This window comes from Methylorubrum zatmanii, from assembly GCF_014845115.1.
Classification (GTDB): Bacteria; Pseudomonadota; Alphaproteobacteria; order Rhizobiales; family Beijerinckiaceae; genus Methylobacterium; species Methylobacterium zatmanii.
Window position 1 is genome coordinate 24976 of the sequence record NZ_NKUI01000011.1, and the last position, 26267, is coordinate 51242.

General features: G+C 69.7%; 23 protein-coding genes. 15 read left to right on the plus strand and 8 right to left on the minus strand.

The genetic code is table 11. The annotated features are described in order from the left end of the window. The first annotated feature begins 91 nt into the window (after window positions 1–91). The 4 genes from MZTS_RS01540 to topA all read left to right on the plus strand — a co-directional run bounded on the left by MZTS_RS01540 (window position 92) and on the right by topA (window position 5328). Window positions 92–394, plus strand: a complete 303-nt coding sequence (locus MZTS_RS01540; RefSeq protein WP_192280721.1) for a hypothetical protein — start codon at window positions 92–94, stop codon at window positions 392–394. A gap of 149 nt (window positions 395–543) precedes the next feature. Further along, entirely contained in the window at window positions 544–1416 is an 873-nt protein-coding gene (locus tag MZTS_RS01545; RefSeq protein ID WP_192280724.1) for a cytochrome b/b6 domain-containing protein, read from the plus strand. An 11-nt stretch (window positions 1417–1427) separates the two neighbouring features. Continuing rightward, on the plus strand, window positions 1428–2369 hold the full coding sequence (locus tag MZTS_RS01550) for a molybdopterin-binding protein (RefSeq protein ID WP_192280863.1): 942 nt from the start codon (window positions 1428–1430) through the stop codon (window positions 2367–2369). A 247-nt stretch (window positions 2370–2616) separates the two neighbouring features. After that, window positions 2617–5328, plus strand: coding sequence for a type I DNA topoisomerase (topA, locus tag MZTS_RS01555; protein ID WP_192280726.1), 2712 nt, complete (start codon window positions 2617–2619; stop codon window positions 5326–5328). Window positions 5329–5627: 299 nt separating this feature from the next. On the opposite strand, the gene trmB is transcribed toward topA, so the two are convergent. The 3 genes from trmB to MZTS_RS01570 all read right to left on the minus strand — a co-directional run bounded on the left by trmB (window position 5628) and on the right by MZTS_RS01570 (window position 8148). Then, window positions 5628–6365, minus strand: a complete 738-nt coding sequence (gene trmB / locus MZTS_RS01560; RefSeq protein WP_192280729.1) for a tRNA (guanine(46)-N(7))-methyltransferase TrmB — start codon at window positions 6363–6365, stop codon at window positions 5628–5630. A gap of 9 nt (window positions 6366–6374) precedes the next feature. Further along, on the minus strand, window positions 6375–7550 hold the full coding sequence (gene metK / locus MZTS_RS01565; protein WP_192280732.1) for a methionine adenosyltransferase: 1176 nt from the start codon (window positions 7548–7550) through the stop codon (window positions 6375–6377). 190 nt (window positions 7551–7740) lie between these two features. After that, window positions 7741–8148, minus strand: a complete 408-nt coding sequence (locus MZTS_RS01570; protein ID WP_192280735.1) for a helix-turn-helix domain-containing protein — start codon at window positions 8146–8148, stop codon at window positions 7741–7743. 739 nt (window positions 8149–8887) lie between these two features. Between MZTS_RS01570 and MZTS_RS01575 the strand changes: the two genes are divergently transcribed. The 5 genes from MZTS_RS01575 to MZTS_RS01595 all read left to right on the plus strand — a co-directional run bounded on the left by MZTS_RS01575 (window position 8888) and on the right by MZTS_RS01595 (window position 15149). Further along, window positions 8888–9748, plus strand: a complete 861-nt coding sequence (locus MZTS_RS01575) for a DNA-binding protein (protein ID WP_378738478.1) — start codon at window positions 8888–8890, stop codon at window positions 9746–9748. A 6-nt stretch (window positions 9749–9754) separates the two neighbouring features. Beyond that, window positions 9755–11269 carry a M48 family metalloprotease gene (locus MZTS_RS01580; protein WP_192280738.1) on the plus strand — a complete coding sequence of 505 codons (1515 nt, stop codon included), beginning with the start codon at window positions 9755–9757 and terminating at the stop codon, window positions 11267–11269. A gap of 15 nt (window positions 11270–11284) precedes the next feature. Continuing rightward, window positions 11285–12199 carry a glycosyltransferase family protein gene (locus MZTS_RS25575; RefSeq protein ID WP_192280741.1) on the plus strand — a complete coding sequence of 305 codons (915 nt, stop codon included), beginning with the start codon at window positions 11285–11287 and terminating at the stop codon, window positions 12197–12199. Continuing rightward, complete coding sequence (locus tag MZTS_RS01590) at window positions 12196–13128, plus strand: glycosyltransferase (protein ID WP_192280744.1); 933 nt, start codon at window positions 12196–12198, stop codon at window positions 13126–13128. The genes MZTS_RS25575 and MZTS_RS01590 overlap by 4 nt, the downstream gene beginning before the upstream one ends. Window positions 13129–13385: 257 nt before the next feature. After that, the gene (locus tag MZTS_RS01595; RefSeq protein WP_192280747.1) at window positions 13386–15149 is read left to right on the plus strand and encodes a PAS domain-containing protein; all 1764 of its coding nucleotides are present in this window, start codon (window positions 13386–13388) and stop codon (window positions 15147–15149) included. A 50-nt stretch (window positions 15150–15199) separates the two neighbouring features. Here the strand turns inward: MZTS_RS01595 and MZTS_RS01600 are convergent, their stop codons facing one another. Continuing rightward, window positions 15200–16180, minus strand: coding sequence for a hypothetical protein (locus MZTS_RS01600; RefSeq protein WP_009865506.1), 981 nt, complete (start codon window positions 16178–16180; stop codon window positions 15200–15202). 265 nt (window positions 16181–16445) lie between these two features. Here MZTS_RS01600 and MZTS_RS01605 point away from each other — a divergent pair, with 265 nt between their 5' ends. The 4 genes from MZTS_RS01605 (at window position 16446) to MZTS_RS01620 (ending at window position 19929) form a co-directional block, all read left to right on the plus strand. Continuing rightward, a complete protein-coding gene (locus MZTS_RS01605; protein WP_192280751.1) occupies window positions 16446–17045 on the plus strand; it encodes a superoxide dismutase in 600 nt (199 codons plus the stop codon). A gap of 192 nt (window positions 17046–17237) precedes the next feature. Beyond that, complete coding sequence (gene murJ, locus MZTS_RS01610; RefSeq protein ID WP_192280754.1) at window positions 17238–18767, plus strand: murein biosynthesis integral membrane protein MurJ; 1530 nt, start codon at window positions 17238–17240, stop codon at window positions 18765–18767. 36 nt (window positions 18768–18803) lie between these two features. Then, the gene (locus tag MZTS_RS01615; protein WP_192280757.1) at window positions 18804–19478 is read left to right on the plus strand and encodes a haloacid dehalogenase type II; all 675 of its coding nucleotides are present in this window, start codon (window positions 18804–18806) and stop codon (window positions 19476–19478) included. Between the two features lie 97 nt (window positions 19479–19575). Beyond that, complete coding sequence (locus MZTS_RS01620; RefSeq protein WP_192280760.1) at window positions 19576–19929, plus strand: hypothetical protein; 354 nt, start codon at window positions 19576–19578, stop codon at window positions 19927–19929. Between the two features lie 42 nt (window positions 19930–19971). Here MZTS_RS01620 and MZTS_RS01625 read toward each other — a convergent pair whose 3' ends face one another. Further along, on the minus strand, window positions 19972–21741 hold the full coding sequence (locus MZTS_RS01625) for a carbamoyltransferase family protein (protein WP_192280763.1): 1770 nt from the start codon (window positions 21739–21741) through the stop codon (window positions 19972–19974). A 101-nt stretch (window positions 21742–21842) separates the two neighbouring features. Here MZTS_RS01625 and MZTS_RS01630 point away from each other — a divergent pair, with 101 nt between their 5' ends. Further along, complete coding sequence (locus MZTS_RS01630; RefSeq protein ID WP_192280766.1) at window positions 21843–22565, plus strand: HAD family hydrolase; 723 nt, start codon at window positions 21843–21845, stop codon at window positions 22563–22565. 512 nt (window positions 22566–23077) lie between these two features. Then, window positions 23078–23326, plus strand: coding sequence for a hypothetical protein (locus tag MZTS_RS01635; RefSeq protein WP_009865868.1), 249 nt, complete (start codon window positions 23078–23080; stop codon window positions 23324–23326). A 147-nt stretch (window positions 23327–23473) separates the two neighbouring features. Here MZTS_RS01635 and MZTS_RS01640 read toward each other — a convergent pair whose 3' ends face one another. The 3 genes from MZTS_RS01640 to argH form a co-directional block, all read right to left on the minus strand. Beyond that, the gene (locus MZTS_RS01640; protein ID WP_009865867.1) at window positions 23474–24196 is read right to left on the minus strand and encodes an invasion associated locus B family protein; all 723 of its coding nucleotides are present in this window, start codon (window positions 24194–24196) and stop codon (window positions 23474–23476) included. 257 nt (window positions 24197–24453) lie between these two features. Continuing rightward, window positions 24454–24753, minus strand: coding sequence for a hypothetical protein (locus tag MZTS_RS01645; protein WP_192280769.1), 300 nt, complete (start codon window positions 24751–24753; stop codon window positions 24454–24456). 97 nt (window positions 24754–24850) lie between these two features. Further along, window positions 24851–26242 carry an argininosuccinate lyase gene (gene argH / locus MZTS_RS01650; RefSeq protein WP_192280772.1) on the minus strand — a complete coding sequence of 464 codons (1392 nt, stop codon included), beginning with the start codon at window positions 26240–26242 and terminating at the stop codon, window positions 24851–24853. Window positions 26243–26267: the final 25 nt, after the last annotated feature.

The window sequence follows — 26267 nt, forward strand, 5'->3', positions numbered from 1 at the left end:
GGGATCCGTTTGGAAGCACATCCGTGGGGCTTGAGCTTACCGGGCGCGTCCTCGCGCTCGGCACCTGCCCGGAGAAACCGAAAGGAAGCCCATGAACGCGCGACTTCTTCTCACCGCCGGCGCCCTCTCGCTCGGTCTCGCCCTGTCCTCGGGTGCTTATGCCCAGGGCATGCAGCCGGGCGGCGGAATGGAGCCCGGCATGGGCGGCCAGATGGGCGGCCAGATGCAGCAGGGGGCGATGGGTAACGACATGGGGCAGGAGCAGCGCCCGATGAAGCGCAGCTCCAAGAAGATGAAGAAGCCCATGAAGAGCAAGAAGATGATGCGCTCGAAGCGCATGAATTCCGGCTCGATGAATTCCGGCGGCATGAATTCCGGCGCCGGCGGGATGTGACGTTTTTCTCCGCTCGCCCTGATAGGCAAGCCTTGGCCCGTCCGGTTAAACCGGGCGGGCCTTTATCGTTGTGGGTCAAGGCTTTCACGCTCCCGTGATCGGTGCCGGAGAGGCCGCCGGCCGGGGGCGCATCAGGGGAATCGGGCGCCGTGGCCGCAGGATCGACGCTTTCGGGGCCGGACATCGTCGAGACGGTGCGGCGGCGCTGGATGTTCCGCCATCCGCTGGCGATCCGGCTGGCGCATTGGCTCAACGTGGTCTGCCTCGCCATCCTGCTGATGAGCGGCCTGCAGATCTTCAACGCGCATCCGGCGCTCTACTGGGGCGCCGCCTCGACCTTCGACAAACCCTTCGTTGCCATCACCGACGACCAGAAGGATGACGGCACGCCCCGCGGCATCGTCTACGTGGCGGGCCATACCTTCGACACCACCGGCGTGCTCGGCCTGTCGAACCTCAACGGCCAGCCGGCGGGACGCGCCTTTCCCTCCTGGGCGACGCTGCCGGCGCATCAGGATCTCGCCACCGGTCGGCGCTGGCACTTCCTGTTCGCCTGGGCCTTCGTCATCAACGGGCTGATCTACCTGATCTACGGGCTCGGCACCGGCCAGCTTCGCCGCCGCCTGATCCCGGATGGCGACCAGATGCGCGGCTTCGGTTCCTCGATCCGCGAGCACTTGACCCTTCATTTCCCCGAGGGCGAGGAGGCGAAGCGCTACAACGTGCTGCAGAAGCTCACCTACCTCATCGTCGTCGCCGTGCTGCTGCCGCTGATGCTGCTGACCGGCCTGTCGATGTCGCCGGGGGTGAACGCCGTGGTGCCGCTGCCCGAGCTGTTCGGCGGCCGCCAATCGGCCCGCACCGTCCACTTCATCGTCACGAACCTGCTGGTGCTGTTCGTGATCGTCCACGTCCTGCTCGTCCTGCTCTCCGGCGTGGTCAACAACATGCGCAGCATGATCACCGGCTGGTTCGTGATCGAGCGGCAGAAGCTTCCCGCCGGATCGGGAGAGGTCCGATGATCGAAGGTCCGATGAAGCCCCGCCTGTCGATCCCGAAACCCCATCGCCGCGGCTTCCTGACGGCGGCGGCCGGCCTGTTCGGCGTCTCGGCCCTGGGCGGCTGCGACCGCTGGGCGGCGAGTCCGGCTGGACAACGCACCCTGAAGCTCGGCGAGGATGCCAACCTGTTCGTCCAGCGCCTGCTGCTGACGCCGGCCTCCCTGGCCAAGGAATTCCCCGACTCGGAGATCTCCCCCTGGTTCAAGCCCAACGGCACGATCGAGCCGCCGGACAAGACCTACAAGGCGCTGGCCGCCAAGAACTTCGAGGGCTTCCGCCTGCGCGTCGACGGGCTGGTGGAGCGGCCGCAGGATCTGAGCCTTGCCGATCTCAGGGCCCTGCCCGCCCGCACCCAGACGACCCGCCACGATTGCGTCGAGGGCTGGAGCGCCATCGGCAAATGGACCGGCGTGCCGCTCTCGGAGGTGCTGCAGCGCGCCGGCCTGAAGCCTCAGGCCCGCTACGTCGTGTTCCATTGCGCCGACACGATGGAATATGCCACGGGCGGCGGGGATGAGACCGAGGAGAAGACGACCGCCAATCCCGGCATGGAATCGCGGCCCGAGGGCGCGGAGAGCCAAGCCAGCGATTCGCAGGCCGCCGGAGCGGAGGCCCCGGCCCAAGGGGGGGACGACGAGGGCGACGAGGCGCAGGGCACGCCGGTGCGCTACTACGAGAGCATCGATCTGACCGACGCCTTTCACCCGCAGACGATCCTCGCCTACGACCTCAACGGCAAGGCCCTGCCGGTCTCGAACGGGGCCCCCTTGCGGCTGAGAGTGGAGCGCCAGCTCGGCTATAAGCAGGCCAAATACGTCATGCGCATCGAGGTGACCGAGAGCCTGAACGGCATCGGCGACGGCAAGGGCGGCTACTGGGAGGACCGCGGCTACGAGTGGTACGCGGGAATTTAAGCAGCGATCTTTTCGGCGCCCGGGGGCCTGACGCTTCCGTCAGAGAGTGTATCGGAACAACGGCTTGGTGCCGCTTCCGGGGACCTCGCCGCCGGGATGGCGGGCCGGATCGGCCCGTTCACCAATTTGACAACGCCGCGCCGCTCACCCACTTCTGCGCGGCGCGAGAGCCGGCCTTCGACCGGCCCCAACCGCGCCTACCCCAAAACCGTACCCGCGGTGAGGCTCTGGCGAGAGGCAGAGGTTCATGAAAGTCGTCGTCGTCGAGTCGCCGGCCAAGGCCAAGACGATCAATAAATATCTGGGGCGCGACTACGAGGTCCTGGCCTCCTTCGGGCATATCCGCGATCTGCCGGCCAAGGACGGCTCGGTCGATCCGGAGGCCGATTTCGCCATGGTCTGGGAGGTGGAGGATCGCGGCGCCAAACGCGTGTCCGAAATCGCCCGCGCGGTGAAGGGAGCCGAGAAGCTCATCCTGGCGACCGACCCGGATCGTGAGGGCGAGGCGATCTCCTGGCACGTGATCGAGGCGCTCACGGCCCGCAAGGCGCTGAAGGGCATCCCGGTCGAGCGGGTGACCTTCAACGCCATCACCAAGGCCTCGGTCGATGCGGCGATGAAGAAGCCGCGCGAGATCGATCAGGCCCTGGTCGATGCCTATCTCGCGCGCCGGGCGCTGGATTACCTCGTCGGCTTCAACCTCTCGCCGGTGCTGTGGCGCAAGCTGCCGGGCGCCCGCTCCGCCGGCCGCGTGCAGTCGGTGGCCCTGCGCCTCGTGGTCGAGCGCGAGATGGAGATCGAGCGGTTCCGCCCCCGCGAGTACTGGTCGATCGTGGCGACGCTCGTCACCGAGGCGGGCGGCGTGTTCGAGGCGCGGTTGGTCGGTGCCGACGGCAAGCGCATCCAGCGGCTCGATGTCGGCAATGCCGAGGAGGCGGCGGCCTTCAAGCGCGACCTCGAACTCGCGACCTTCCAAGTGGCCTCGGTCGAGGCGAAGCCGGCCAAGCGTCACCCGCAGCCGCCCTTCACCACCTCGACGCTGCAGCAGGAGGCGTCCCGCAAGCTCGGGATGGCGCCGGCCCAGACCATGCGCGTCGCCCAGAAACTCTACGAGGGCGTCGATGTCGGCGGCGAGACCGTCGGCATCATCACCTATATGCGGACCGACGGCGTCGACATGGCGCCGGAGGCGATCGCCGATGCCCGCCGGGTGATCGGCCGCGAGTTCGGCGACGATTACGTGCCGCATGTCCCGCGCAAGTACACGGTGAAGGCCAAGAACGCGCAGGAGGCCCACGAGGCCGTGCGCCCGACCGATATGGGCCGGCTGCCGAAGCAGATCGCCCGCTATCTCGAACCGGAGCAGGCCAAGCTCTACGACCTGATCTGGACCCGCACCGTGGCGAGTCAGATGGAATCGGCCGAGCTGGAGCGTACCACCGTCGACGTGACCGCGACTGTCGGCCCGCGCCGGATCGATCTGCGCGCCACCGGCCAGGTCGTGAAGTTCGACGGTTTCCTCGCCCTCTATCAGGAGGGCAAGGACGACGAGGAGGACGAGGATTCGAAGCGCCTGCCGGCGATGAAGGCGGGCGATCCGCTCAACCGCGAGCGCATCACCTCGACCCAGCACTTCACCGAGCCGCCTCCGCGCTACTCGGAGGCGAGCCTCGTCAAGCGGATGGAGGAACTCGGCATCGGCCGGCCCTCGACCTATGCCGCCGTGCTCCAGACCCTGCGCGACCGGGAATATGTCCGGATCGAGAAGAAGCGCCTCCAGCCGGAGGATAAGGGCCGTCTCGTCACGGGCTTCCTCGAAAGCTTCTTCAAGCGCTACGTCGAGTACGATTTCACCGCGAGCCTGGAAGAACAGCTCGACCGGGTCTCCAATGCCGAGATCGACTGGCGCACCGTGCTGCGCGATTTCTGGCGCGACTTCTCCGCCGCCATCGGCGGCACCAAGGAGCTGCGCGTCGCCGAGGTGCTGGAGGCGCTCAACGGCCTGCTCGGGCCCCACATCTTCCCCGAGAAGGCGGATGGGGGCGATCCCCGCGCCTGCCCGACCTGCGGCTCGGGCCAGCTCTCGCTCAAGCTCGGCAAGTTCGGCGCCTTCATCGGCTGCTCGAACTATCCCGAGTGCAAATATACCCGCCAGCTCTCGGCCTCCGGCGTCGAGGGTGAGGGCGACGGCTCCTCGGCCGAGGGCGGCCAGCCCGGCGTGCGGGTGCTCGGCGACGACCCCGCCACCGGCCTGCCGGTGACCCTGCGCGACGGCCGCTTCGGTCCCTTCGTGCAGCTCGGCGAGGCCTCGTCCGAGAAGGGAGCGGAGAAGCCCAAGCGCTCGTCGCTGCCCAAGGGCATGACGCCGAGCAGCGTGACGCTGGAGATCGCCCTGCGGCTGCTCTCGCTGCCCCGCGAGGTGGCCAAGCATCCCGAGACCGGCGAGCCGATCCTGGCCAATCTCGGCCGCTTCGGTCCCTACGTGCAGCACGGGAAGACCTATGCCAATCTCGGCAAGGACGACGACGTGCTGGAGATCGGCGCCAACCGCGCCATCGATCTCATCGTGGCCAAGGAACAGGGCGGCGGGCGCGGTCGCCCGGCTTCCGATCCCGGCCGCGTGCTCGGCAAGGATGCCGGCGGCCTCGACCTGACCGTGAAATCCGGGCGCTACGGCCCCTACGTCACCGACGGTTCGGTCAACGCGACGCTGCCGAAGACGATGGCCGCCGAGAGCCTGACGCTGGAACAGGCGATCGACCTCATCAACGCCAAGCGCGCCTCCGGGGGCGGCAAGAAGCCGGTCCGCAAGACGGCGGCCCGTGCCCGCACCACGACGAAGAAGGCGGAGGCCGGCGAGACGGCGGCGAAGAAGCCGGCGGCCCGCAAGACGGCGACGAAGGCTGCCGCCAAGCCTGCGGCTGCGAAGAAAGCGGCGGCGAAGACGAAGGCGAGCTGAGGCACCCCTCTCCCCTCTGCGGGAGAGGGGTGCCTCAGAGCCTGTCTGATCGAGTGGAGTTGGCCCGTCTTCGCTCCTCATGCTGAGGTGCCGGGCGAAGGCCCGGCCTCGAAGCACCACGGAAGGGTCGATCCCTTGGCCCGTCTCCCTTGGAAGAAGCGGCGCGGCGTGCTTCGAGGCTGCTGACGCAGCACCTCGGCATGAGGAGCGTCGTGGATGCTAAAAAGGTCAGGGGCGCGTTCGGTCACGCACCGCGTGGCGCCGTGGATCGCCACGCCGTGACGGCGGCCGGTTGAAGTTCAGCCCGCGCTGACGCGCTCGAACGTCAGGTAGCTCGGCAGGCGCCCGGCGGCCAGCGCCTTGGCCTCGTAGCGGGTGCCGGGCCAACCGGGGAACGGGCGGCGCCAATCGTCGGCCCGCTCGGCGGTCCAGCGGAGCTGCGGACAGCGGGCGGCCCGCACCAGGGTCCAGCCGGCATAATCGTCGATGTCGCTGGCGAAGCGGAACAGGCCTCCAGGACGCAGCACGCGGGCGATCTCGGCGAGCGAGGCATCCGAGACGAACCGGCGCTTGCGCTGGCGGCGCTTCGGCCACGGGTCCGGATAGAGCAGGTAGACCCGGGCGAGGCTCGCATCCGGCAGGGCGGCGAGCAGAGCGGTAGCGTCCTCGTCCCAGACGCGCACGTTGCGCAGGGAGCGCTCGTCCACCGCGCGCAGCAGCTTGACCACGCCGTTGACGAAGGGCTCGCAGCCGATGATGCCGACCCGAGGATTCGCCTCGGCCTGGGCCGCGAGATGCTCGCCGCCGCCGAAGCCGATCTCCAGCCAGACCTCACCGACCGGCACCGGGAACAGGTCCGGCGGATTCAGGAACGCGCCGCGCTCGGGCAACGCGACGCGCAGGGTCGGGAGCAGCCCTTCGAGGCGCTGCTCCTGGCCCGGCCTGAGCCTCTTGCCCTTGCGGCGCCCGTAGAAGGCCCGCTCGGCGTCGCCGGTCCCGCCCGTTTCGGGAGGGACGCTGTCATCCCTCCCCATCATGGTTCGGGCTCAGAACGCCGACTTCAGCTTGTCGGCCAGATCCGTCTTCTCCCAGGAGAAGCCGCCATCGGCATCGGGCTCGCGCCCGAAATGGCCGTAGGCCGAGGTGCGGGCGTAGATCGGCTTGTTGAGCTGGAGCGCCGTACGGATGCCGCGGGGCGAGAGATCGAGGGCGTCCATCAGGACCGTCTCGAGCTTGGCCTCGTCCACGGTGCCGGTGCCGTGCAGATCGACGTAGATCGACAGGGGCTTGGCCACGCCGATGGCGTAGGAGAGCTGGATCGTGGCCCGGCGGGCGAGGCCGGCAGCCACGACGTTCTTGGCCAGATAGCGGGCGGCATAAGCAGCCGAGCGGTCGACCTTGGTCGGATCCTTGCCGGAGAAGGCGCCGCCGCCATGGGGCGCCGCGCCGCCATAGGTGTCGACGATGATCTTGCGGCCGGTGAGGCCGGCGTCCCCATCCGGGCCGCCGATCACGAACTTGCCGGTCGGGTTGACGTGCCAGACGGTGCCTTCGTTGACCCAGCCCTCCGGCAGGGCCTTGAGGATATAGGGCTCGACGATGGCGCGCACGTCGGCCGAGTCGAGCGACTCGTCGAGATGCTGGGTCGAGAGCACGATCTGCGTCACCTCGACCGGGCGGCCGTTGGCGTAGCGCACCGTGACCTGGCTCTTGGCGTCGGGTCCGAGCTTGGCGGCATCGCCCTGCTTGGCCTTGCGCGCGTCGGCGAGGTCCTTGAGGATTTTGTGGGCGTAGAAGATCGGGGCCGGCATCAGGGCCGGGGTCTCGTCGGCGGCGTAGCCGAACATGATGCCCTGGTCGCCCGCGCCCTCGTCCTTGTTGCCGGCGGCGTCCACGCCCTGGGCGATGTCGGCCGACTGGGCATGCAGGTGGATGGCGACGTCGTTGTTCTTCCAGTGGAAGCCGGACTGCTCGTAGCCGATGTCGCGCACGGCCTCGCGGGTCAGCTCTTCCAGATCCTTGAAGGTCACGGAATCGGGGCCGCGCACCTCGCCCGCGATCACGACGCGGTTCGTCGTCGTCAGCGTCTCGACGCCGAGGCGGGCCTCCGGCATCGCGGCAAGATAGGCATCGACCACGGTATCCGAGATCCGGTCGCTCACCTTGTCGGGGTGGCCCTCGGAAACGGACTCACTGGTGAAGAGGTAGTCGGAACGAGGCATCGCATGCACCCCCGATTGTCGGGCGCGCCTCGTCTGCCAACGGCGCTTGACCCGGTCTCCAGAGGCGCGGCTTGTCGCATCGGCATTTCGGACGGTCAAGCCGGAATGGCGAAATCGTCCGTTATAAAGAACGCTAAGCTGCGGGACTCTGTTTTGCTGCGGCCTGACACCGGTCGGCCGCGCCGCTGGCTCAGCTCTTCAACTCGCGGCTCAGCGCCTCGACGGCGGCGGAGAGTTCCCGGCGCTGGCTCTCGGTGAAGGTCTCGACGCACTGCTTCGCGAAGGCGCGGGCGAGATCGGACCAGGGCTCGGCGGAGTAGGCCTGTTGCCCGCTCTCACAAAAACCGCGTTCCATCATCGGGTCCGGATGAGGAATACCGTCGAGGAAGTCGGAAACCGGCGTATTGGTGAGACGACTGAGGATTGCGAGATGGATCGCGCTGATCTGATTCACGCCCTTCTCGTATTTTTGAAGCTGAGCAGCGGACATGCCGAAGCTGTCAGCGACGGCGCGCTGAGTCAGCTTCGAACGTTTGCGGTGCTCGGCGATGCGGCGTCCGAGGAGGACATCGCGTTCATCAGTCTTTTGGCCTGCCATGTTTATTCCGTTGAGCCCCCTTTCGGCGGATGCTTCGAACGAAATGTGGCACGGTGCAAGGGGGTGGATCCGGTCAAAACGGGCATCCACCAAAATTATCTTTTGTTAAAACCGCGACAGGGTGTCGCATGTGTAGTGACGGCTGTCGAAACCGCTAAGCCTCAATCTAAAGATCGAGGTGAAAATGGTGTCCCCGGCAGGGCTCGAACCTGCGACCCCAGGTTTCGTGCCACTTCGGCTTTCGCCGCCGTGCTGACCGCACGTTCGTGGCCTGGACTATCCCTTCACCTTAGGCTCCGTGAGGAACCCTTAGGTGCCGCCCGTCTAGTCTCTACACCTTCCCGTGACCGTGGCGGTCTCGGGCTTGGCTCGGGATCGGCAGGGCGCCGAGGCGCCGGGAGCTTTCCCCGAATTTGAGCGGATCCGCCGCGCGGTTTCCCTTCGCGACGCCCAATTGTGAAGTTTAGGAAACCTGTGCTCTGTCCAGCTGAGCTACGGAGACGACGGGCTAAGCGTAGCATCATCCCGCTATCCCGCCAACCGTTCCCGTCGGTCTTCTCACGTCGCTCGGTAGGAGCAAGGCTGCATGGTCCGGATCGCCCCTCCTGTGGCCGATCAGCCTCAGGGTCCGACAATCCGCGGGCCCGCTTTCCCGCCCGACGCCCATCGTCGCGATCCGGGCGCTTTTGGCGGGTCACGTCAACGTGGCACGCAGAGGCGAAGGCGAGCGGTGACGGTGATGCCCGGTCAGGCTCAGGATCCGGCTTCAGGTGGACGAGGGGCGGCCTGCTTGGCCGCTTCGGCTTTCCTTCACCCGTTCCCTGCTCTGCTGGCCGCCTTGATCGGGGCCATCCTCCCGCAGGATCGCGCCGCAGCGGCTGGAATGGGCGCTTCGTGCCGCGCCGGCGAATTCCGGGAGGACAGCCTCGCCGGGATCGGGGTGCGGGGCGAACTGATCCTGTCCTCCGGGCGCCGGGCCGTCCTCTCGGACCTGCGCTGGTCCGACGAGCCCATGATCGAGGCGCAGGCCCGGTCCTGGCTTGAATCCTTCCGCGGCGCGCCCCTCCTCCTGCGGGAGCGCGGACCGGAGGATCGCTGGGGCCGCCGCCGCATCGATGCCCTCGTCGGGGAAGCGGAGCCCGTCGACCTTGCGGGCGGGCTGATCGCAGCCGGCCTCGCCTATGCCGATGCCGGCGAGGCCGACGGCCTGTGCCGGTCCGCCCTGCGCGGCCTCGAGGAGGCACCGCGGGCGGCGGGGCGCGGGGTCTGGGCGGAGGGGACGATCGCTGCAACCGACGTGGCGAGGCTGGCCCGGCGTTCCGGGCGCTTCGCCGTGGTGGAGGGGCGGATCCTCGCCATCGGCGAGCGGCCGGCGCGGACCTATCTGGATTTCGTCCGAAGGGGTGAACAAGGATTGACCGTAACCGTGCAGAAACGCACTTGGCGGAGTCTTGCCGAACATGGTTTGTCTGCGGCCACGCTGAGGGGCCGCCTCGTCAGGATCCGCGGCATGATCGAAACCGGGCGGGGACCGGTCATCGACCTTGTCGGCGCGGAGGACATCGAGGTCGTCGAGGGGGAGCGGGCGCTGCGGCGCTAGAACGGCATGACGGGGGATCGGCAGCATCAATCGGGTCGGCGGAGCGCATCCGGGCACCGCCGGAAGCGGCTCGCGCGTGCTGGCGCGCGGCTCGGCGCGTTCGGGCTCGCGGCCCTGCTGGCGGCCTGCGCCGGCGACCAGACCGGCAGCGTGCTCACACCCGCCGTCATCAAGGTGCCCGAGCAGGCACCCAGGACCACGGGCCGCACCCGCGCCGGAGACGAGGCGGACCATGCCAAGCTCGTGGCCTCCTTCGGCGGCGAGTACCGTTCGCCCGCCGCCCATCGCCTGCTCACCGAGATCACCGATCGGCTGGTCCGCGTCAGCGACCATCCCGAGGAGACCTACGCGGTCACGCTCCTCGATTCGCCGGTGGTCAACGCCTTCGCCCTGCCGAGCGGCCGGCTCTACGTGACCCGTGGCCTGCTCGGCCTCGCCTCCGACAGTTCGGAGGTGGCGGCGGTGCTCGCCCACGAGATCGCCCACGTCACCCTGCGCCACGCCACCGCCCGCACCGAGATGGCCCTGCGCTCGCAGCTGGTCAGCCGCGTGGTGGCCGATGTGCTGAACGATCCCGTCACCGGGGCCCAGCTCGAGAACCAATCCAAGTTCACCCTGGCCCGCTTCTCCCGCGAGCAGGAATTCGAGGCCGACACCACCGGCGTGCGGGTGCTGGCCCAGGCGGGCTACGATCCCTTCGGCGCCGGACGCTTCCTCGAAGCGCTCAACCGCACCATGGCGCTGAAGGCCGGCAGCGGCAGCGCCGCCGAGCCGGACATGCTGGCGACCCACCCGGCCACCACCGAGCGCATCGCCCTCGTCACCCGCGCCGCCCGGCGCATCGGCGCTCCCGGCCTCGGCGCCGACGACCGCGCGCGCTACCTCGCGGCGATCGATGGGCTGGCCTATGGCGACAATCCCGGTGACGGGCTGGTGCGGGGCCGCCTCTTCCTGCATCCGGGCTTGCACATCGCCTTCGAGGTGCCTGAGGCCTTCGCCATCGAGAACACACGCAACGCGGTGCTCGGCACCACGCCCGAGGGCAGCCGCCGCCTGCTGTTCGATCAGGTCGAGGCGAGCGGCGACCGCAGCCTGGAGGAGGTGCTGCGCGCCACCTGGAACGACGGCATCGAGGCGGGATCGGTGGAGAACCGCATCATCGGCGGGCGCCCCGCCGTCACCGCGATCTCGCGGGGCAAGGACTGGACCTTCCGTCTGGCGGCGATCCGTGTCGGCGAGAGCACCTACCGCATGATCATGGCGGCCAAGGGCGCGACCGACCCCGAGCCGGCCTTCCGCCGCTGGCTGGAGAGCTTGCGCCCGATCGAGCCGGAGGAGGCCGCCGCCCTCAAACCGGCCCATCTCCAGATCGTGACCGCTGCCCCCGGCGACACCGTGGAGGCGCTGGCCCGGCGCATGAGCGTGCCCGACCGCGCGGTCGACCGCTTCCTCGTGCTCAATGGTCTGGTGCGGGGCGCAGCCCTCAAGCCGGGGCAGAGCTACAAGCTTGTCGTGGAGTGAGGCTGCGAAGCCGGCGTGAAGCCCCCCGATCTCTTCCCGGATCTCCCACGTACCGCTGTGGCGGTGGTGTTCTTCCGCCCTTCGTCGGAGCAGGTGGCGCGGATCGTCGCCCGCTTCGCCGGACGGATGCCGGTCTTCGTCTATGACAATGGCGGCATCCCGCCGGAGGCGCTGGTTCGGCTGAGGCAGGCGCAGGGGCTGACCCTCCTCGGCGAGGGCCGCAACGGCGGCATCGCCGCCGCCCTCAACGCCCTGGCCGAAGCGGCGGCCGCGGCCGGTTTCCCGCGCCTGTTCCTGCTCGACCAGGATGCCGATGCCGGCATCGAGACGGTGCGGGCCTTGAGCCTCGCCCTGGACCGCGCCGCCGGAGCCGAGCCGCCCCCGGCCGTGGTCGGGCCGGCGCCCGCCCCCAATCCCGGCCACAAGGCGCCGCGCTATCCGGCGCGTCCCGACGTGGGGCCCCGGGGGGGCCTGATGCCGGTGGAGTTCCTGGCGACCTCCGGCTCCCTCGTCGATCTCGCCGCCTTCGCGCAGGTCGGACCGTTCCGCGAGGATTTCTTCATCGACGCGGTCGATCTCGAATGGTGCTTCCGCGCCTGGGCGCGGGGATGGAGCTGCTGGATGGATCCCGGCACGGCGATCCCGCACAGCGTCGGCCGCGGCACCATCCGTGCCCGCTTCCTGCCGGTGGCGATGCCGGACCAGCCGTTGTTCCGCATGGCGGTCTATGTCCGCAACACCGCCTATGGCTGGCGCCTGCCCCACGTGCCCGCCCGCTGGAAGCGTCGGCAGATCGCCTACCTGCCGCTCCAGATCGGCCTCTACTGGGCCCGGCACCGCTTCTCGCCGCGGGTGCTCGGCCGCCTGCTCACGGCGCTGGCCCAGGGGCTCGCCGGACGGCTCGGGCGCCCGGCGGATGCCCCGCCGTGAGGGCGCCCCTCGACATCGTCATCGTCAACTGGAATGCCGGGGAGCAGCTCCGGGCCTGCCTCGCGAGCCTCGCCGTGAGTGCCGACGCCGCGGCTCTGCGCGTCGTCGTCGTCGACAACGCCTCGACCGACGGCTCGGCCGACGGCCTCGACCGGCCGGGCTTGGCGCTGACCGTGCTGCGCAACGCCGAGAATCGCGGCTTCGCCCGGGCCTGCAACCAGGGCGCGGCCCTGGGCCGGGCCGAGGCCATCCTGTTCCTCAATCCCGATACGCAGGTGAGCCGCGACGGCATCGCGGCCGCCCGCGCCGCCCTGGAAGCGGATCCCCGCACCGGCATCGTCGGGGCCCGGCTCGTCGATGACGAGGGGCGGACGCACCGCACCTGCGCCCGCCACCCGACCGGAGCGCGTCTCGTCGCCCACACCCTGTTCCTCGACAGGCTGCTGCCCGGCCGCGTGCCGCCGCATTTCCTGCTCGATTGGGATCACGCCGAAACACGCCCTGTCGATGCGGTGATGGGCGCGTTCCTGATGATCCGGCGCCCGCTCTTCGAACGGCTCGGCGGCTTCGACGAGCGCTTCTTCGTCTATTGGGAGGATGCCGACCTCTGCGCCCGCGCCGGCGCGGCGGGCTTTGCCGTGTGCCACGCGGCGGCGGCCGAGATCCGGCATCGCGGCCAGGGCACCACCGAGGCGGTCAAGGACCGGCGCCTGTTCTACTTCCTGCGGGCGCAGGCGCTCTACGCCGACAAGCATCACGGACGGGCCGCTTTCCTCGCGGTGCTGGCCGCTGCCTTCGCCGTCAACCTGCCCGTCCGCTTCGGCCGGGCCGCCCTGCGCGGCTCGGCTCAGGAGGCGGGTGCGGTCATTCGCGCGGGCCGGATGCTGGCCGGAGCCCTGCCGGGCCTGTTGACCCGCGGCGTCCGATGAGGCTTGCCTCGGTCCCGGCGCCTCCTTATGCCCTAGCGGCGATCTCCGAGGAGGCGTCCGATCATCGCTCCGGTGGGCTGCCTCCGGTCGTTCCCGAAAGGGCGGTGTGCGAACAGAGACTTGGCGCATCGTCCTGGATCCAGTTTTCAGAAACGATGCACCGGGCGGTCTTGTCGTCCGAGGCGGCCTCCGTCATGGTGCCGTCCTCCGGACGGTCCCGCTTGTCTCCGCGAGCGGGCGGCTGAACGGGGAGTAGAGTGCGCGACAGAGCGGAACAGGGCTCTCGACCGGCGGACGCGTCGCTCGGCCTCTACCGTGCGGCCTTCGACGGCGCGCCGGTGGGTCTCGTCGTCCTCTCACCCGATGGCGGCACGATCCGTGCGGCCAATCCGCGCCTGTGCCGCTGGCTCGGCTACGCTCCGGGCGACCTCGACGGCACCTCCAGCGACCGGGTGATCGGCCGGGACGAGTTCGGCGGAGACGCGTTCGGGCTCAAATCCGGAATCCGCCGCTGCCTGCGGGCCGATGGCAGCAGTCTCGATCTGCGCCTCACCCTCTCCGACGAGGCCGCGTCCGATCCGTTCGGTGAGACCGTCGCCGTCCTCGATCTGGTCGATGCCGACGAGCTGGTGCGCGCCGAGCAGAACCGGGACGCCCTCACGGCGGCGGGCCTCGGCGAGTGGCGCTGGGATCTCACCACCGGGCAGATGGTCTTCTCCCGCCGCGCCGCGCAGATCCTCGGCTATGCCCCGGGACGCTCCGTGACCTGGGCGGCCATGCGCGGGCAGATCGAGCCGGCGGAGGCCGAGCGCCTTCAGGCCTCGGTCGCCGAGGCCCTCGCCGCCGGCCGGCCCTACGCCTTCCAGACCAAGTTCCGCCGCGCCACGGACGGCGCCGAGATCTGGATCGGGGCGCGCGGCGAAGCCCTGCTGGCCTCGGACGGTGCCCCCATCGGCGTCGTCGGCGTGGTGCAGGACATCACCACCCAGGTCGAGGCCCGGGCGGCCCTGGCCGAGCGCGAGGAGCGCCTGCGGGTCGCCACCACAGTGGCCGATCTCGGCATCTTCGAGTGGCATGTCCTCGACGACCGGGCGACCTGGGAGAACGAGCGGATGTTCGCGATCTTCGGCCGCCGGCCGGAGGAAGGCAGCATCGGCAAGGCCACCTTTCTCAAGCAGATCCTGCACCCGGAGGACCGGCCGATCTTCCGGCAGGCGATCCTGCGGGCCCTGCGCGAGAACACGATCCTGCACGCCACCGGCCGCATCCGCCGCCACGACGACGGCACTTGGCGCACCATCGACATGGCCGGGCGCTTCGAGCGCAGCGGATCCGGCGGCCTGCCGCGCCGGCTGATCGGCGTCGTCGCCGACGTGACCGACCGCCACCTCTCCGAGGAGCGCCGCAGCCTGCTGATCCGCGAACTGCACCACCGGGTGAAGAACACGCTCGCCACCGTCCAGGCCATCGTCGGCTCGACGGCGCGCACCGCCACCAGCATCGACAGCTTCCACGAGGCGTTCGTGGGGCGGATCAAGTCCCTCGCCCATACCCACAGCGTGCTGACCGAGGCGACGTGGCAGACGGCGAGCCTGCACGATCTGCTCACCGCCGAGCTGATGCCCTATGCCGAGAGCGAGACCGAAACCTCGCCGGACCTGCGCATCGCCCTCGACGGACCGCCGGTCGATCTGCCGTCGGACATCGCCGTGCCGATCGGCATGGCGATCCACGAGCTGACCACCAACGCCGCCAAATACGGTGCCCTCTCGACGGGGCATGGCCGGGTGGCGATCGCCTGGAGGGTCGAGGACGGCATCCTGCATCTCGATTGGCGCGAGAGCGGTGGCCCGCCGGTGGAGCCGCCGACCCGTCAGGGCTTCGGCTCGCGCCTGCTGCAGCGGGTGCTGACCACTCAGGTCCAGGCGCAGATCCGCACCGATTACGCCCGGGACGGTTTCCACCTGACGCTGGCCGCCCCCCTGCCGGCGCGCAATCCGGCGCTCAACCCGCTGGCCTAGGTTTTAACGGAGGGCGCGTTTCCTCCCCATCGGAGGGCCGGCGCGCCTTCTCAGGCGGCGCCCCTCGCCTCCTCGCCCCCGGCATTGACGAAGCTCTTCAGCTCGTCGAGCGAGGCGAAGGTGAAGCGTCCGCGCGGCGTATCCGCCTCGATCGAACCGTCCGAGAACATCACGTAGGTGTTGGCGCCCGACGAGTAGGAGCCGACCGCGTGCCGCTCCTCCTCCGGGGCCGGCTCGCTTTCCTCGGCTTCCGGCGCGGCGGGTTCGTCCGCGACGGCTTCGGCGGGCGGCGGTTCGGTGAAGACCGCCTCGGACCGCTCCGGCACCGCAGCGGGGGCCGGCTCGTCCAGGGAAGAGCGCAGGCCGAGCGTTTCCGGCGCGGGCGTGGCCTCTTCGGTCGTCTCGTGCTCGGGGGGCTCGGCTGCGGCAGCCGGTTCCGGCTCCGAAAAAACCGACAGGTGCGGCTCGGCTTCGCCGAACAGGTCGGCATCCGGGTCGGCTTTGTGCTCAGCCTGCGTTTCGGGCGATGGCTCGTCGAGCAGATCGGGCAGCAGCGGCTCGGCGGCATCGGCGTGCGGTTCCGCCGGCGGCGTCGGATCGTCGAAGACCGGCTCGGAGCCGCGTCCGCCCGGTCGCAGCGCACCCAGCGACAGGCCCGCGAGCCCGGCGGCACCGAGACCGGCGGCGCCCAAGCCTGTGAGCGAGGGGCGCTGGGGCGGTTCGACCTCGGGAATCGGTTGGGACGGTGCCGGTGAGGTGGCCTGCCACGGCGGCGCCTCGGCGACGGAGCGGGACTCGCCGGCGGCCGGGAGGGGCGCCGCGTTCAACTGCGCAAGGCTGCCCTGGAGCCGGCGCAGACGGTCGAGGACCGCCGTCAGCCCGAGCAGGATCACCCCGGCGGAGGCGGCGGTCGAGCCGCCGATCACCATGGCGAGCCCGCTCTCCAGGCGCACATAGGGAAAGCCCTGGACCACGGCGGCGAAGCCGCCGAGGATCATGACGAGACTGAGCGCGAGCAGCGCGACGACCATGATACTCTCAACTCAACTGTCACGGGTCGTGGGAGTTGGCACGATACCTCCCCGGACGAACATTGCAAAATTCCGCGATCAGCCTGCGCGAAGAATCCGGCGATTCGGCGGCTCCATGCACAGCTTGCGGCGTTGCCGAGCCAGGCCGATCGACTTACCTACCCGGCCGTCGCCCCGCCGGCCGCGCGCCGATTTTCGTCCGCGCGCCCGGACCCCGGACGCCCGCCGGGTCCGGCCTACCGACCGGACAACCCAGGAGACAGGCATGACGTTCACCCTGCCCGAGCTGCCCTACGCCTACGACGCGCTGGGCCCCTATATGTCGAAGGAAACCCTCGAGTTTCACCACGACAAGCACCACAAGGCCTATGTCGATACCGGCAACAAGCTGCTCGAGGGGACAGATCTCCAGGGCAAGAGCGTCGAGGAGATCGTCAAGGCGAGCTACAACACCAATCAGGCGCTCTTCAACAACGCCGGCCAGCACTACAACCACCTCCACTTCTGGAACTGGATGAAGCCCAACGGTGGCGGCCAGCCCCCGGCCGAGCTCGCCAAGAAGATCGACGAGGATCTCGGCGGCTACGAGAAGTTCAAGGCCGACTTCATCCAGGCCGGCGTCGGCCAGTTCGGCTCGGGCTGGGCCTGGCTCGCGGTCAAGGACGGCAAGCTCGCGATCCTGAAGACCCCGAACGGCGAGAACCCGCTGGTCCACGGCGCGACCCCGATCCTCGGCGTCGATGTGTGGGAGCACTCCTACTACATCGACTACCGCAACCGCCGCCCCGACTACCTCAAGGCGTTCATCGAGAACCTCGTGAACTGGGAGTATGTCGAGAAGCTGTACGGCGAAGCCAAGGCCTGATCCGCTTCGCGATTGCGAGAGAGCCGCCCCGTTTCCGACGGGGCGGTTTTTTCATGCGCGTCGTGACCCTGCGGCCCTAGTCGCGCCTCGTCTCGGAGGCCTACTGGCCTGATGGGGCGATCCCCCACCCGCCCTCATCTGAGGTGCCGGATGGGATCCTCCACCGAACCCACGGGGCCATCTGCCAAAGACATGATCCGCTCGATCCTCTCCGTCGGCGGCTGGACGCTGGTCTCGCGGGTCACGGGCTTTGCCCGCGACGTGGTGACGGCGGCCGTGATGGGCGCCGGGCCGATGGCGGATGCCTTCGTCGTCGCCTTCCGCCTGCCGAACCATTTCCGTGCGATCTTCGGCGAGGGGGCGTTCAACACCGCCTTCGTGCCGGCCTATACCCATCTGGAACAGGCCGGTGCCGAGGCCGCCGCCGCGCGCTTCGCCGACCGCGTCTTCACCCTGATGCTCGTCGTGCAGGTGGCGCTGTTGGCGCTTGCCCTGCCGGCGATGCCGTGGGTGGTGCGGGCGCTGGCGCCGGGCTTCTCCGAGGATGGCGAGCGCTTCGCCCTGGCGGTGAGCCTGACCCGGATCACCTTCCCCTATCTGCTGTTCATGACGCTGGTGACGTTGTTCTCCGGCATCCTCAACGCCCATCGCCGCTTCGCTGCCGCCGCCGGGGCGCCGGTTCTGCTCAACCTCGCCATGCTGGCGGCCCTGGCGCTCGCCTTCCTGTTCCCGAACGCGGCCACTGCGGCGGCCTGGGGCGTCTCGGTCTCCGGGGTGCTGCAATTCGCGCTGGTCTGGTGGGATGCCAGGGCCCGCGCCTACGCCCCCCGGTTGACGAAGCCGACCTTACGCGATCCCGACCTGATCCGCTTCTTCAAGATCCTGGGGCCGGCGGTGATCGGCTCGGCCGGGTTCCAGATCGCGGCCTTCGCCGACACCATTATCGCGAGCTTCCTGCCGACCGGCGCGGTCTCGGCGCTCTACTATGCCGACCGGCTCTACCAACTGCCCTTCGGCGTCATCGCCATCGCCGCCGGCACCGTGCTCCTGCCCGAGATGAGCCGGCGCATCGCCTCGGGCGACGTGGCCGGGGCGCATGCGGCGCAGAACCGGGCCGCCGGCTTCTCGCTGGCCCTCTCGGCTCCGTTCATGGTCGCCTTCCTGACCCTGCCGGGGCCGATCGTGGCGGCCCTGTTCCAGCGCGGCGCCTTCACCGCCGAGGATGCCGCCCGCGCCGCCTCCGTGCTCGCCGCCTACGGTCTGGCTCTGCCGGCGGTGGTGCTGGTGCGCTCCGCCGTGGCGAGCTTCAACGCCCGGCAGGACACCACGACGCCCCTCTACGCCTCGCTGACCGCCATCGCCGTCAATGTCGGGCTCAAGCTCGTGCTCACCGGTCCCTACGGCGTCGCCGGCCTCGCGCTCGCCACCGCCATCGGGCAATGGATCAACCTCGCCCTGCTCTACGGTTTGGCCCTGCGCCGGGGCTGGACTGCGCCCGGCCGGGTGCTCGGCGTCACGGTCGCGGCGGTGATCGTCGCGAGCGTGGTGCTGGCGGGCTTCGCCGTGTACGGCCTGCCCTTCGCCGAGCGGATGGTGCCCGCCCTCCCCCATTTCCGCGAGATCGCGGTGCTGGCGCTGCTGGGGCTCGCCGGGGCGCTTGCTTACGCCGGCGCCCTGCTCGCGATGATGGGAGCCTTCGGCGTGCGATTGCGCCGCAGGTAGCTTTCCGGACGATGCGGGCGCCTCATCTGAGCCTGCATGACCGATCCCGATCTCCTCGCCGGCAAAACCCACGCCGTGTTCGACGCCTACGGCACCCTGTTCGACGTGCACTCGGCGGTCGCGCGCCATGCAGACAGGCTCGGGGCGCAGGCGGACAGCCTGTCCGAGCTGTGGCGCACCAAGCAGCTCGAATATTCCTGGGTCCACGGCCTGATGGGCCGTTATGTCGGCTTCTGGGAGCTGACCGAGCGCGCCCTCGACTTCGCCCTGGCCAAGCATCCCGACATCGACCGGTCGCACCGGGAAAGCCTGCTCGACGCCTATCGCGCCCTCGACGCCTACGGTGAGGTGCCGGGCGTGCTGGAGCGGCTGCGGAAACGCGGCGTGAAGACCGCGCTCTTCTCCAACGGCAATGCCGCGATGCTGGAGCGGGCGGTGACCTCCGCCGACCTCGCGGATCGCCTCGATGCGGTGCTCTCGGTCGATCCCGTCCAGACCTTCAAGACCGCGCCGGCCGCCTACCGGCTGGTCCTCGACCGTCTCGGCGTGGCGCGGCCGGAGGTGCTGTTCTTCTCCTCCAACCGCTGGGACATCGCGGGCGCGACCGCCTTCGGCTTCGATGCCGTGTGGGTGAACCGCAAGGGCCAGCCCGACGAGTACCCGGACCTCGCGCCCCGCGCGGTGGTGACGTCTCTCGATGCGGTGAGCTGAACCTCCGGCAACCGACCGTTCGCCAATCCTTAAGCTTGATCGGCCTAGGTTCGGCTCACGTGCCTGAAACCTGGGTCGTCCAAAGGAATCGGTTCCCGTGCCCGCCTCGTCCTTCTCCGTCGTCGCCCGCAAGGGCGTCTGCGCGGTGCTCGTCGGCGCCGCTCTTCTCTCCGCCGCGCCGGCCTCCGCCCGTGACGGCCGCAACGGCGCCCTGATCGGCGGCGCCGCCGCAGGCGTCATCGGCGGCCTCGCCGTCGGCGCGCTCCTGAACGGCGCCGCTCCGCCGCCGCCCCCTCCCCCGCGTCCGCGCCCGGTCTATGTCGAAGAGGAGCCGGTCTATGTCGCGCCTCCGCCGCCGCGCCGCCGCGGGCCGATCTGCCATTACGAGCGCCGCAAGGTCTGGCTCGACGATGTCGAGTTCACCTACCGCAACGTCGAGGTCTGCGAGTAAGTCGCCGCATTGCGTGGCGTGTGAGATTGCAAGGCGTCCGTCTCAGGCGGGCGCCTTTTTCGTCAGGATCCAGTCCTCGACCACGATGGCATCGAGCCCGGTGGTATAGAACATCAGGATCGCGTCCTCCGCCGTGTGGAGGATCGGCTTGCCCATCACGTTGAAGCTGGTGTTGAGCAGGATCGGCACGCCGGTCAGTTCCGCGAAGGCTTCGATCAGCGCCGTATAGGCCGGATTGCGGGCGCGGGTGACGCTCTGCAGCCGCCCGGTGCCGTCGGCATGGACCACGGCCGGCACCCTGTCCCGCACGCTTTCGCGCCAGACCAGGGTGCGCTCCATATACGGGCTGTCGGCATAATCCTCGAACCAATCGGGGCCGGCTTCCGCCAGGATCGAGGGGGCGAAGGGGCGGAACGCCTCGCGGTACTTCACCTTGGCGTTGAGCGAGGCCTTGGCATCGGCCGGGCGCGGATCGGCGAGGATCGAGCGGTTGCCGAGCGATCTCGGGCCGAACTCCGCCCTGCCCTGGACCCAGCCGACGAGGCCGCCCTCGGCGAGGATCCGCGCGGCTTCCCGGGTCACGCCCGCATGGCCGAGGCGGCGGGCGCGGGGCTCCCACTCGGCCATCCGCTCCAGCGGCTCGGTGGAGACGCTGGAGCCGAGATAGGGGGTGAGCGGGCGTGCCTCCGGCTTCGGGCCGGTCCAGGCGGGATCGTCCTCGGCCAGCGCCAGCCAAGCCGCGCCGATGGCGTTGCCGTCGTCGGCGGGGGCGGAGGGCACGTGCAGGCGCGTGAAGCCGGAGCGGCCGAGCACCCGCCCGTTATAGGACGAGTTCAGCCCGCAGCCGCCGGCGATCACGAGGTTGTCCGACGGCGCCAGCCGCCACGCCTCGGCCACCAGGATGTCCATCAATTCCGAAAAGATGTCCTGGCCGCAGCGGGCGAGATCGGCCCAGCCCTGCTCGCCGAGATCCGCCGGGCGCCGGGCCAGGATCTCCGTAGCGACCGCCTGCACGGTGGCTTCGTCGGCGAATTTCAGGCGCCCGTCCTCGACCGAGAACAGGCGGCGCAGCAGGGCCATCAGGGCGGGGTCGGTCCGGCCATAGGGCGCGAGCCCCATGATCTTCCATTCCTCGCCCTTGATCTGGTCGAAGCCGGCGAGATCCGTCACCAGCCCGTAGAGGAAGCCGACCGAGCCACGCCCGCGATGGCGGCGCACCTCCTCGATCCGGCCCTCCTTCAGGCGATAGATCGCCGCCGCGCCGGTCTCGCCCATGCCGTCGACGATCAGCGCGGTCGCCTCCTCGAACGGGCTGCCCCACAGGGCATAGGCCGCGTGGGCGAGGTGGTGGGCATAGCGCCGCCGGCCGGCGATGCTCGCCCGGGGCCGCCCGCCGAAGCCTCTTGTCTCGTTGTCGAGCGCGAGGATCGTGCCGTTGCCGGCCCGCGCCTGCATGGCATGGAGGTCGGCGATGAAGACCCGCTCGGCCCGTTCCGGCACGAAGGAGCGGTTGAGGGTGGAGGGGTGGGCCGCCAGCGCCGGCAGGTCGAAGGCCCCGGAGGCCGCCTGCCCCTTCAGGAAGTCCGAGAATTGCTCGCCCCAGGAGGAGCTGACGACGAGCTCCGCGCCCTCCGGCACATGGCGCCGCAGCAGACCCGCCATGCGGGTGCCGGGATCGGGCTCGCAATTCGGCGCGCGCTTGTATTGCAGGTAGCGCTCGGCCGCCTCGGCGAAGAGCACGGTGCCGTCCGGCCCGACGAGGGCGAGCGCCGGATCGTGGAAGGTCGTGGCGAGGCCGAGATAGTACCGCATGAAGCCGGGCTACACGCCGGGGGCGGATGCGACAACCGGCTTGAGCCCGGGCGGAGAACCGCGTTGCGGCGCTCTCCCGCCCCATGCCACACCGGCTTCCGATGACGGACGCACCGGCCTTCCCCGCCACCCCTCCCCTCGCCCTCGTGATCTTCGACTGCGACGGCGTGCTGATCGACAGCGAGCCGATCAGCCTCGCGACCCTGACGCGCGGCCTCAACGAAATCGGCCTCGCCATCGACCTCGAGGCCGTCCGCGCGCGCTTCGCCGGCACCTCCATGACCTCGATCATGGAGCGCGTCGCCCGCGAGGACGGCATCGAGGCCCCGGCGGGCTTCGTCGAGCGGGTGAAGGCGCAGACGCTCGACGCCTTCGCGGCCGAGCTGAAGGCCATGGCCGGCATCGCCGAGGCGCTGGGGCTCCTGCACCTGCCATTCTGCGTGGCGTCGAGCAGCGATCCGGTCCGGCTGCGCCATTCCCTCGGGCTCACCGGGCTGCTGCCGCTGTTCCAGGGCCACGTCTTCTCCTCCGCACAGGTGGCACGGGGAAAGCCGTTCCCCGATCTCTTCCTGTTCGCGGCGGAGCGGATGGGAACGGCGCCCGAGCAGTGCCTGGTGATCGAGGACAGCGTGCCGGGGGTGGAGGCGGCCCGGGCGGCCGGGATGCGGGTCGTCGGCTTCACCGGCGGCGGCCATTGGGGCCACGACCGGTCCGGGCGGGATCTCCGCGCGGCCGGCGCCGCGACGGTCTTCTCCGCCCATGCGGAGCTCGGGCGGATTGTCGCAGAGAGCGGACTCCCTCGGAGCGCGGCATCCCCGATCTGAGATCCTCGGCCGGGCGGTCCTCCGCTTCGTCCGAGCCGAGCCCGCGAAGCGGGCGAAGCCGGCCGCGAGACGGCGCGTTGTTGGTGGGTGAAATCCGTGAAGGACGCCAAGCTCTTGCGGCGGAAGACGAGACTCGCCGGGGTTGCCGCTTAACCCGGCGCGATCTTTCTCAGTCAAGCCGATCTTCGAAAGAACATTCCGTTGACGAAAGCGGGTCGCCTGCTCATCTTAATGGAGTGCGAACGTCTTCGCGCCGCGGTGATTTGTAGTGGCACGCTTGCGCCGCGTTATCAAACGCTAATGCATCACGGCGCACTTGCGCCGTGGTCCTCGCGACAGAGGAGGACTTGCCTTGGTTGGTCTTTTTCTTTGGAAGATTTCGAAAGGGCCCGGCGCCCTTTTCGGTCGGGTGGAGGGGTGTTGTCGGCAAGCAGTCACATCCGTGGGCTAGGAGCGCCCGCGAACGCCTTGCCGATCACCGGCCGACGATGGCCGCAGGAGTTCACCCGATCATGACCCGTGTCCAGACCGCCTTCGACGATCACGCGCGCAGCCTCTTCGCCAGCAACGAGCCGCCGGCCCGCGTCATTGAGGTTGGCGAGATCACTGCCGGCATCGCTGTGCCCGAGCACGGCGGTGTCCGCTTCTTCTCCTCCGAGCGCCGCTTCGATGGCCTCGACGGCACCCTGTTCCGCAACGTGGAGCAGGCCGCCCGTGCGGCGCGGGAAAAAAATCGTCAGCCGCGCCTGCGTGCGGTGTGATGGCGCGCTGAAGCAGGCGCCGATCCGTTCGGCCGGCGACTCCGAAAGGAGCCGCCGGCTTTTTATCGGTGCCGTCTCCGAAGCCTGCTCGATGGAGGAGCAGCGCCAGAGGCAGGCCCGCCGGACGGATGCTGGCCGAAGCCGCCGCTACTTGCATTCCTCGCGGGCGCGCTTGAGCGCCTCGGCGAAGCCGCCGAGGGCGTAATCGTCCTGGGTCGGGTTGCCGCGCTGGGACGTGGTGCGGACCGTCACGGATTGCGCCCGGCTCATCTCGGTCACGATGCGCGGCTCGTCGCCCTGGTTCTGGATCCAGGCGTTCTCGTCCTTCACCACGAGGCCGTAGCGGGTGCTGCCAACGGTCAGATAGGGATCGCTCGGGGCGGCGCCGGCGCCGGGCTTCGCCTGGGCCGCCGCAGGCTTCGGCTTGAAGCCGAGCATCACCGCGATCTCGCCCTGTCCGCCGCCCTTGGGAAAGGTGACGAACAGGTAGCCGGTGTCGCGGGCGAGGGTCTTGGGGCTGCGCGCCGCCGGCTGGGCGATGACGTAGCAGAGTTTGTCCCGCGCCTGGGCGCCGTTGGTGAAGACGTTCCAGTCGCCGAACACGGCGAGCGGCACCGCCTGCTGCATGCCGGGCGGCAAGGACGAACTCTTGGCCGAGCTCTTTGACCCGCGCCGGCCACGCGCCTTCCGGCCAGCCCCCTTATCCGCCTGGGCGACGACCGTCTCGCCGCCCTGCACGGCGTCCTGGGCAAAGGCCCGCCCGGACGGGCCGGGCACGGCAGAAGCGCCTGCCGCGATCAGGACGATGGCCGCGAGGAGGCGGCCGGAATGGGAGGTCGGGCGAAGGATCGGGAGGCGTGGACGCTGCATCTCAACTCGGGTGTACGGACGGCCGGGACGATCCGGCCGTCTTCGCGCGCGCCAAGGATGACCGGCGCAAGCGGAACAGGAAAGCCCCGGCCGGTGTCGTTAACCGAAAACGGCAATGCGCCGCACCGTTCGGCGATCCTGCCTTGCGTCGGAACTGGAGCCCGACCGAGCCCGCGGGAACGCTCGATCCGACGGGCTCACACGGCGTGCGCTGGATGGCTACGCGGTCGCCTCGCAACGATGCGGGAGAGGTCGTCTCAGGCCGCGCGGATCTCGGCGGCCAACGAGGCGGAGGCGAGGGCCGCCGCAGGCAGGTCGATGGCAGGCATGCGGATCTCGACCGCCGCCGGAGCCGTGCCGGGGGCCGGCTCCACCGGCTGCGGCTTCGCCGGCTTCACCGGATCGTTGTAGGGCGTGTTGTAGGCCTTCCGGATCGAGGACCAGAACGCGTCGCGCTGCGCCGGCGTCAGCCGGGCGAGACGGGCATTGATGGCCGCCGTCGCTTCAGCCGCCAGAACAGGCGTTTCCTCGACGGTGATCCAACTCTCAACGTTCATCGACGGCACTCCGCAGGTTCGGGCAGTCGGATAGCTAAGCTCAGTTAGCTGAATCCTGAACGCGGCATTTTCCGTGCCCGTTCCCGCAGGGCTCTCCCTACTTCTCCACAGGGCCGAGCTTTTCCAGCCAAGCCTGTGCCTGCCGGCGCACGTTGTCCGGTGCGGTACCGCCGTAGCTGGTGCGGCTCGCCACCGAGTTCTCGACGCCGAGAACCGCGAACACGGCCTCGGTGATGCCGGGCTCGATCGCCTGCATCGCCTCGAGCGACAGCTCTTCGAGGCCGATGCCGCGCTCGGCCGCTGCGGCCACGACCCGCCCGGTGACGTGGTGCGCCTGTCGGAACGGCATGTTCAGCTCGCGCACCAGCCAATCCGCCAGATCGGTGGCGGTGGCGTAGCCGGAGCCCGCCGCGCGCTTCAGCGTCTCGGCCACCGGCTCCAGGTCGCGCACCATGCCGGCCATGGCGGCGAGGCAGAGGGAGAGCGATTGCAGCGCGTCGAAGGTGCCTTCCTTGTCCTCCTGCATGTCCTTCGAATAGGCGAGCGGCAGGCCTTTCATGACGATGAGCAGGCCGGTCAGCGCCCCGACGATGCGTCCGGCCTTGGCGCGCACCAGTTCGGCGGCGTCGGGATTGCGCTTCTGCGGCATGATCGACGAGCCGGTGGTGAAGCGATCCGAGAGCTTCACGAAGCCGAACTGCGCCGAGGTCCACACCACCAGCTCCTCGGCGAAGCGCGAGAGATGGACGGCGCAGATCGAGGCGGCGGCGAGCGATTCGAGGGCGAAGTCTCGGTCGGCGACGGAATCGAGCGAATTCGCCGTCGGCCGGTCGAAACCGAGCGCCGCTGCGGTGGCGTGCCGGTCGATGGGGAAGGAGGTGCCGGCCAAGGCCGCCGCGCCGAGGGGGCATTCGTTGAGGCGCGCGCGGGCATCGCGGAACCGGCCGCGGTCGCGGGCCAGCATCTCGACATAGGCGAGGCAATGATGGCCGAAGGTGACGGGCTGGGCCGATTGCAGGTGGGTGAAGCCCGGCATCACCGTGGCGGCGTGCTGCACGGCCGTCTCGGCCAGGGCCCGCTGCAGGTCGGCGACCTGCGCGTCGAGGGCGTCGAGGGTGTCGCGCACCCACAGCCGCATGTCGGTGGCGACCTGATCGTTGCGCGAGCGGGCGGTGTGCAGCCGCCCGGCGGCAGGGCCGACGATCTCGGTCAGGCGGCTCTCCACCGCCATGTGGATGTCCTCCAGCTCGCGCCGGAAGACGAATTCGCCGCGCGCGATCTCGGCCTCGACGGACTTGAGCCCGGCTTGAATCGCGGCCACATCCTCGGCCGGCAGGATGCCCTGCGCGCCCAGCATCGCGACATGCGCCAGCGAGCCGCGAATGTCCTGGGACGCCAGTCGCCTGTCGAACCCGATGGAGGCGTTGATCTCCTCCATGATCTCCGCCGGCCCGCTCGCGAAGCGGCCGCCCCACATCCGGTTGCTCATGGCTGATTCCACCTTCCGCCCGCGA

What these genes read in the sequence shown, in the direction of transcription:
- MZTS_RS01540 (WP_192280721.1), top strand. Translation starts at nt 92, where the DNA reads ATGAACGCGCGACTTCTTCTCACCGCCGGCGCCCTCTCGCTCGGTCTC.
- MZTS_RS01550 (WP_192280863.1), top strand. Translation starts at nt 1,428, where the DNA reads ATGAAGCCCCGCCTGTCGATCCCGAAACCCCATCGCCGCGGCTTCCTG.
- topA (WP_192280726.1), top strand. Translation starts at nt 2,617, where the DNA reads ATGAAAGTCGTCGTCGTCGAGTCGCCGGCCAAGGCCAAGACGATCAAT.
- trmB (WP_192280729.1), bottom strand. Translation starts at nt 6,365, where the DNA reads ATGATGGGGAGGGATGACAGCGTCCCTCCCGAAACGGGCGGGACCGGC.
- metK (WP_192280732.1), bottom strand. Translation starts at nt 7,550, where the DNA reads ATGCCTCGTTCCGACTACCTCTTCACCAGTGAGTCCGTTTCCGAGGGC.
- MZTS_RS01570 (WP_192280735.1), bottom strand. Translation starts at nt 8,148, where the DNA reads ATGGCAGGCCAAAAGACTGATGAACGCGATGTCCTCCTCGGACGCCGC.
- MZTS_RS01575 (WP_378738478.1), top strand. Translation starts at nt 8,888, where the DNA reads ATGCCCGGTCAGGCTCAGGATCCGGCTTCAGGTGGACGAGGGGCGGCC.
- MZTS_RS01580 (WP_192280738.1), top strand. Translation starts at nt 9,755, where the DNA reads ATGACGGGGGATCGGCAGCATCAATCGGGTCGGCGGAGCGCATCCGGG.
- MZTS_RS01600 (WP_009865506.1), bottom strand. Translation starts at nt 16,180, where the DNA reads ATGGTCGTCGCGCTGCTCGCGCTCAGTCTCGTCATGATCCTCGGCGGC.
- MZTS_RS01605 (WP_192280751.1), top strand. Translation starts at nt 16,446, where the DNA reads ATGACGTTCACCCTGCCCGAGCTGCCCTACGCCTACGACGCGCTGGGC.
- murJ (WP_192280754.1), top strand. Translation starts at nt 17,238, where the DNA reads ATGATCCGCTCGATCCTCTCCGTCGGCGGCTGGACGCTGGTCTCGCGG.
- MZTS_RS01615 (WP_192280757.1), top strand. Translation starts at nt 18,804, where the DNA reads ATGACCGATCCCGATCTCCTCGCCGGCAAAACCCACGCCGTGTTCGAC.
- MZTS_RS01625 (WP_192280763.1), bottom strand. Translation starts at nt 21,741, where the DNA reads ATGCGGTACTATCTCGGCCTCGCCACGACCTTCCACGATCCGGCGCTC.
- MZTS_RS01630 (WP_192280766.1), top strand. Translation starts at nt 21,843, where the DNA reads ATGACGGACGCACCGGCCTTCCCCGCCACCCCTCCCCTCGCCCTCGTG.
- MZTS_RS01635 (WP_009865868.1), top strand. Translation starts at nt 23,078, where the DNA reads ATGACCCGTGTCCAGACCGCCTTCGACGATCACGCGCGCAGCCTCTTC.
- MZTS_RS01640 (WP_009865867.1), bottom strand. Translation starts at nt 24,196, where the DNA reads ATGCAGCGTCCACGCCTCCCGATCCTTCGCCCGACCTCCCATTCCGGC.
- MZTS_RS01645 (WP_192280769.1), bottom strand. Translation starts at nt 24,753, where the DNA reads ATGAACGTTGAGAGTTGGATCACCGTCGAGGAAACGCCTGTTCTGGCG.
- argH (WP_192280772.1), bottom strand. Translation starts at nt 26,242, where the DNA reads ATGAGCAACCGGATGTGGGGCGGCCGCTTCGCGAGCGGGCCGGCGGAG.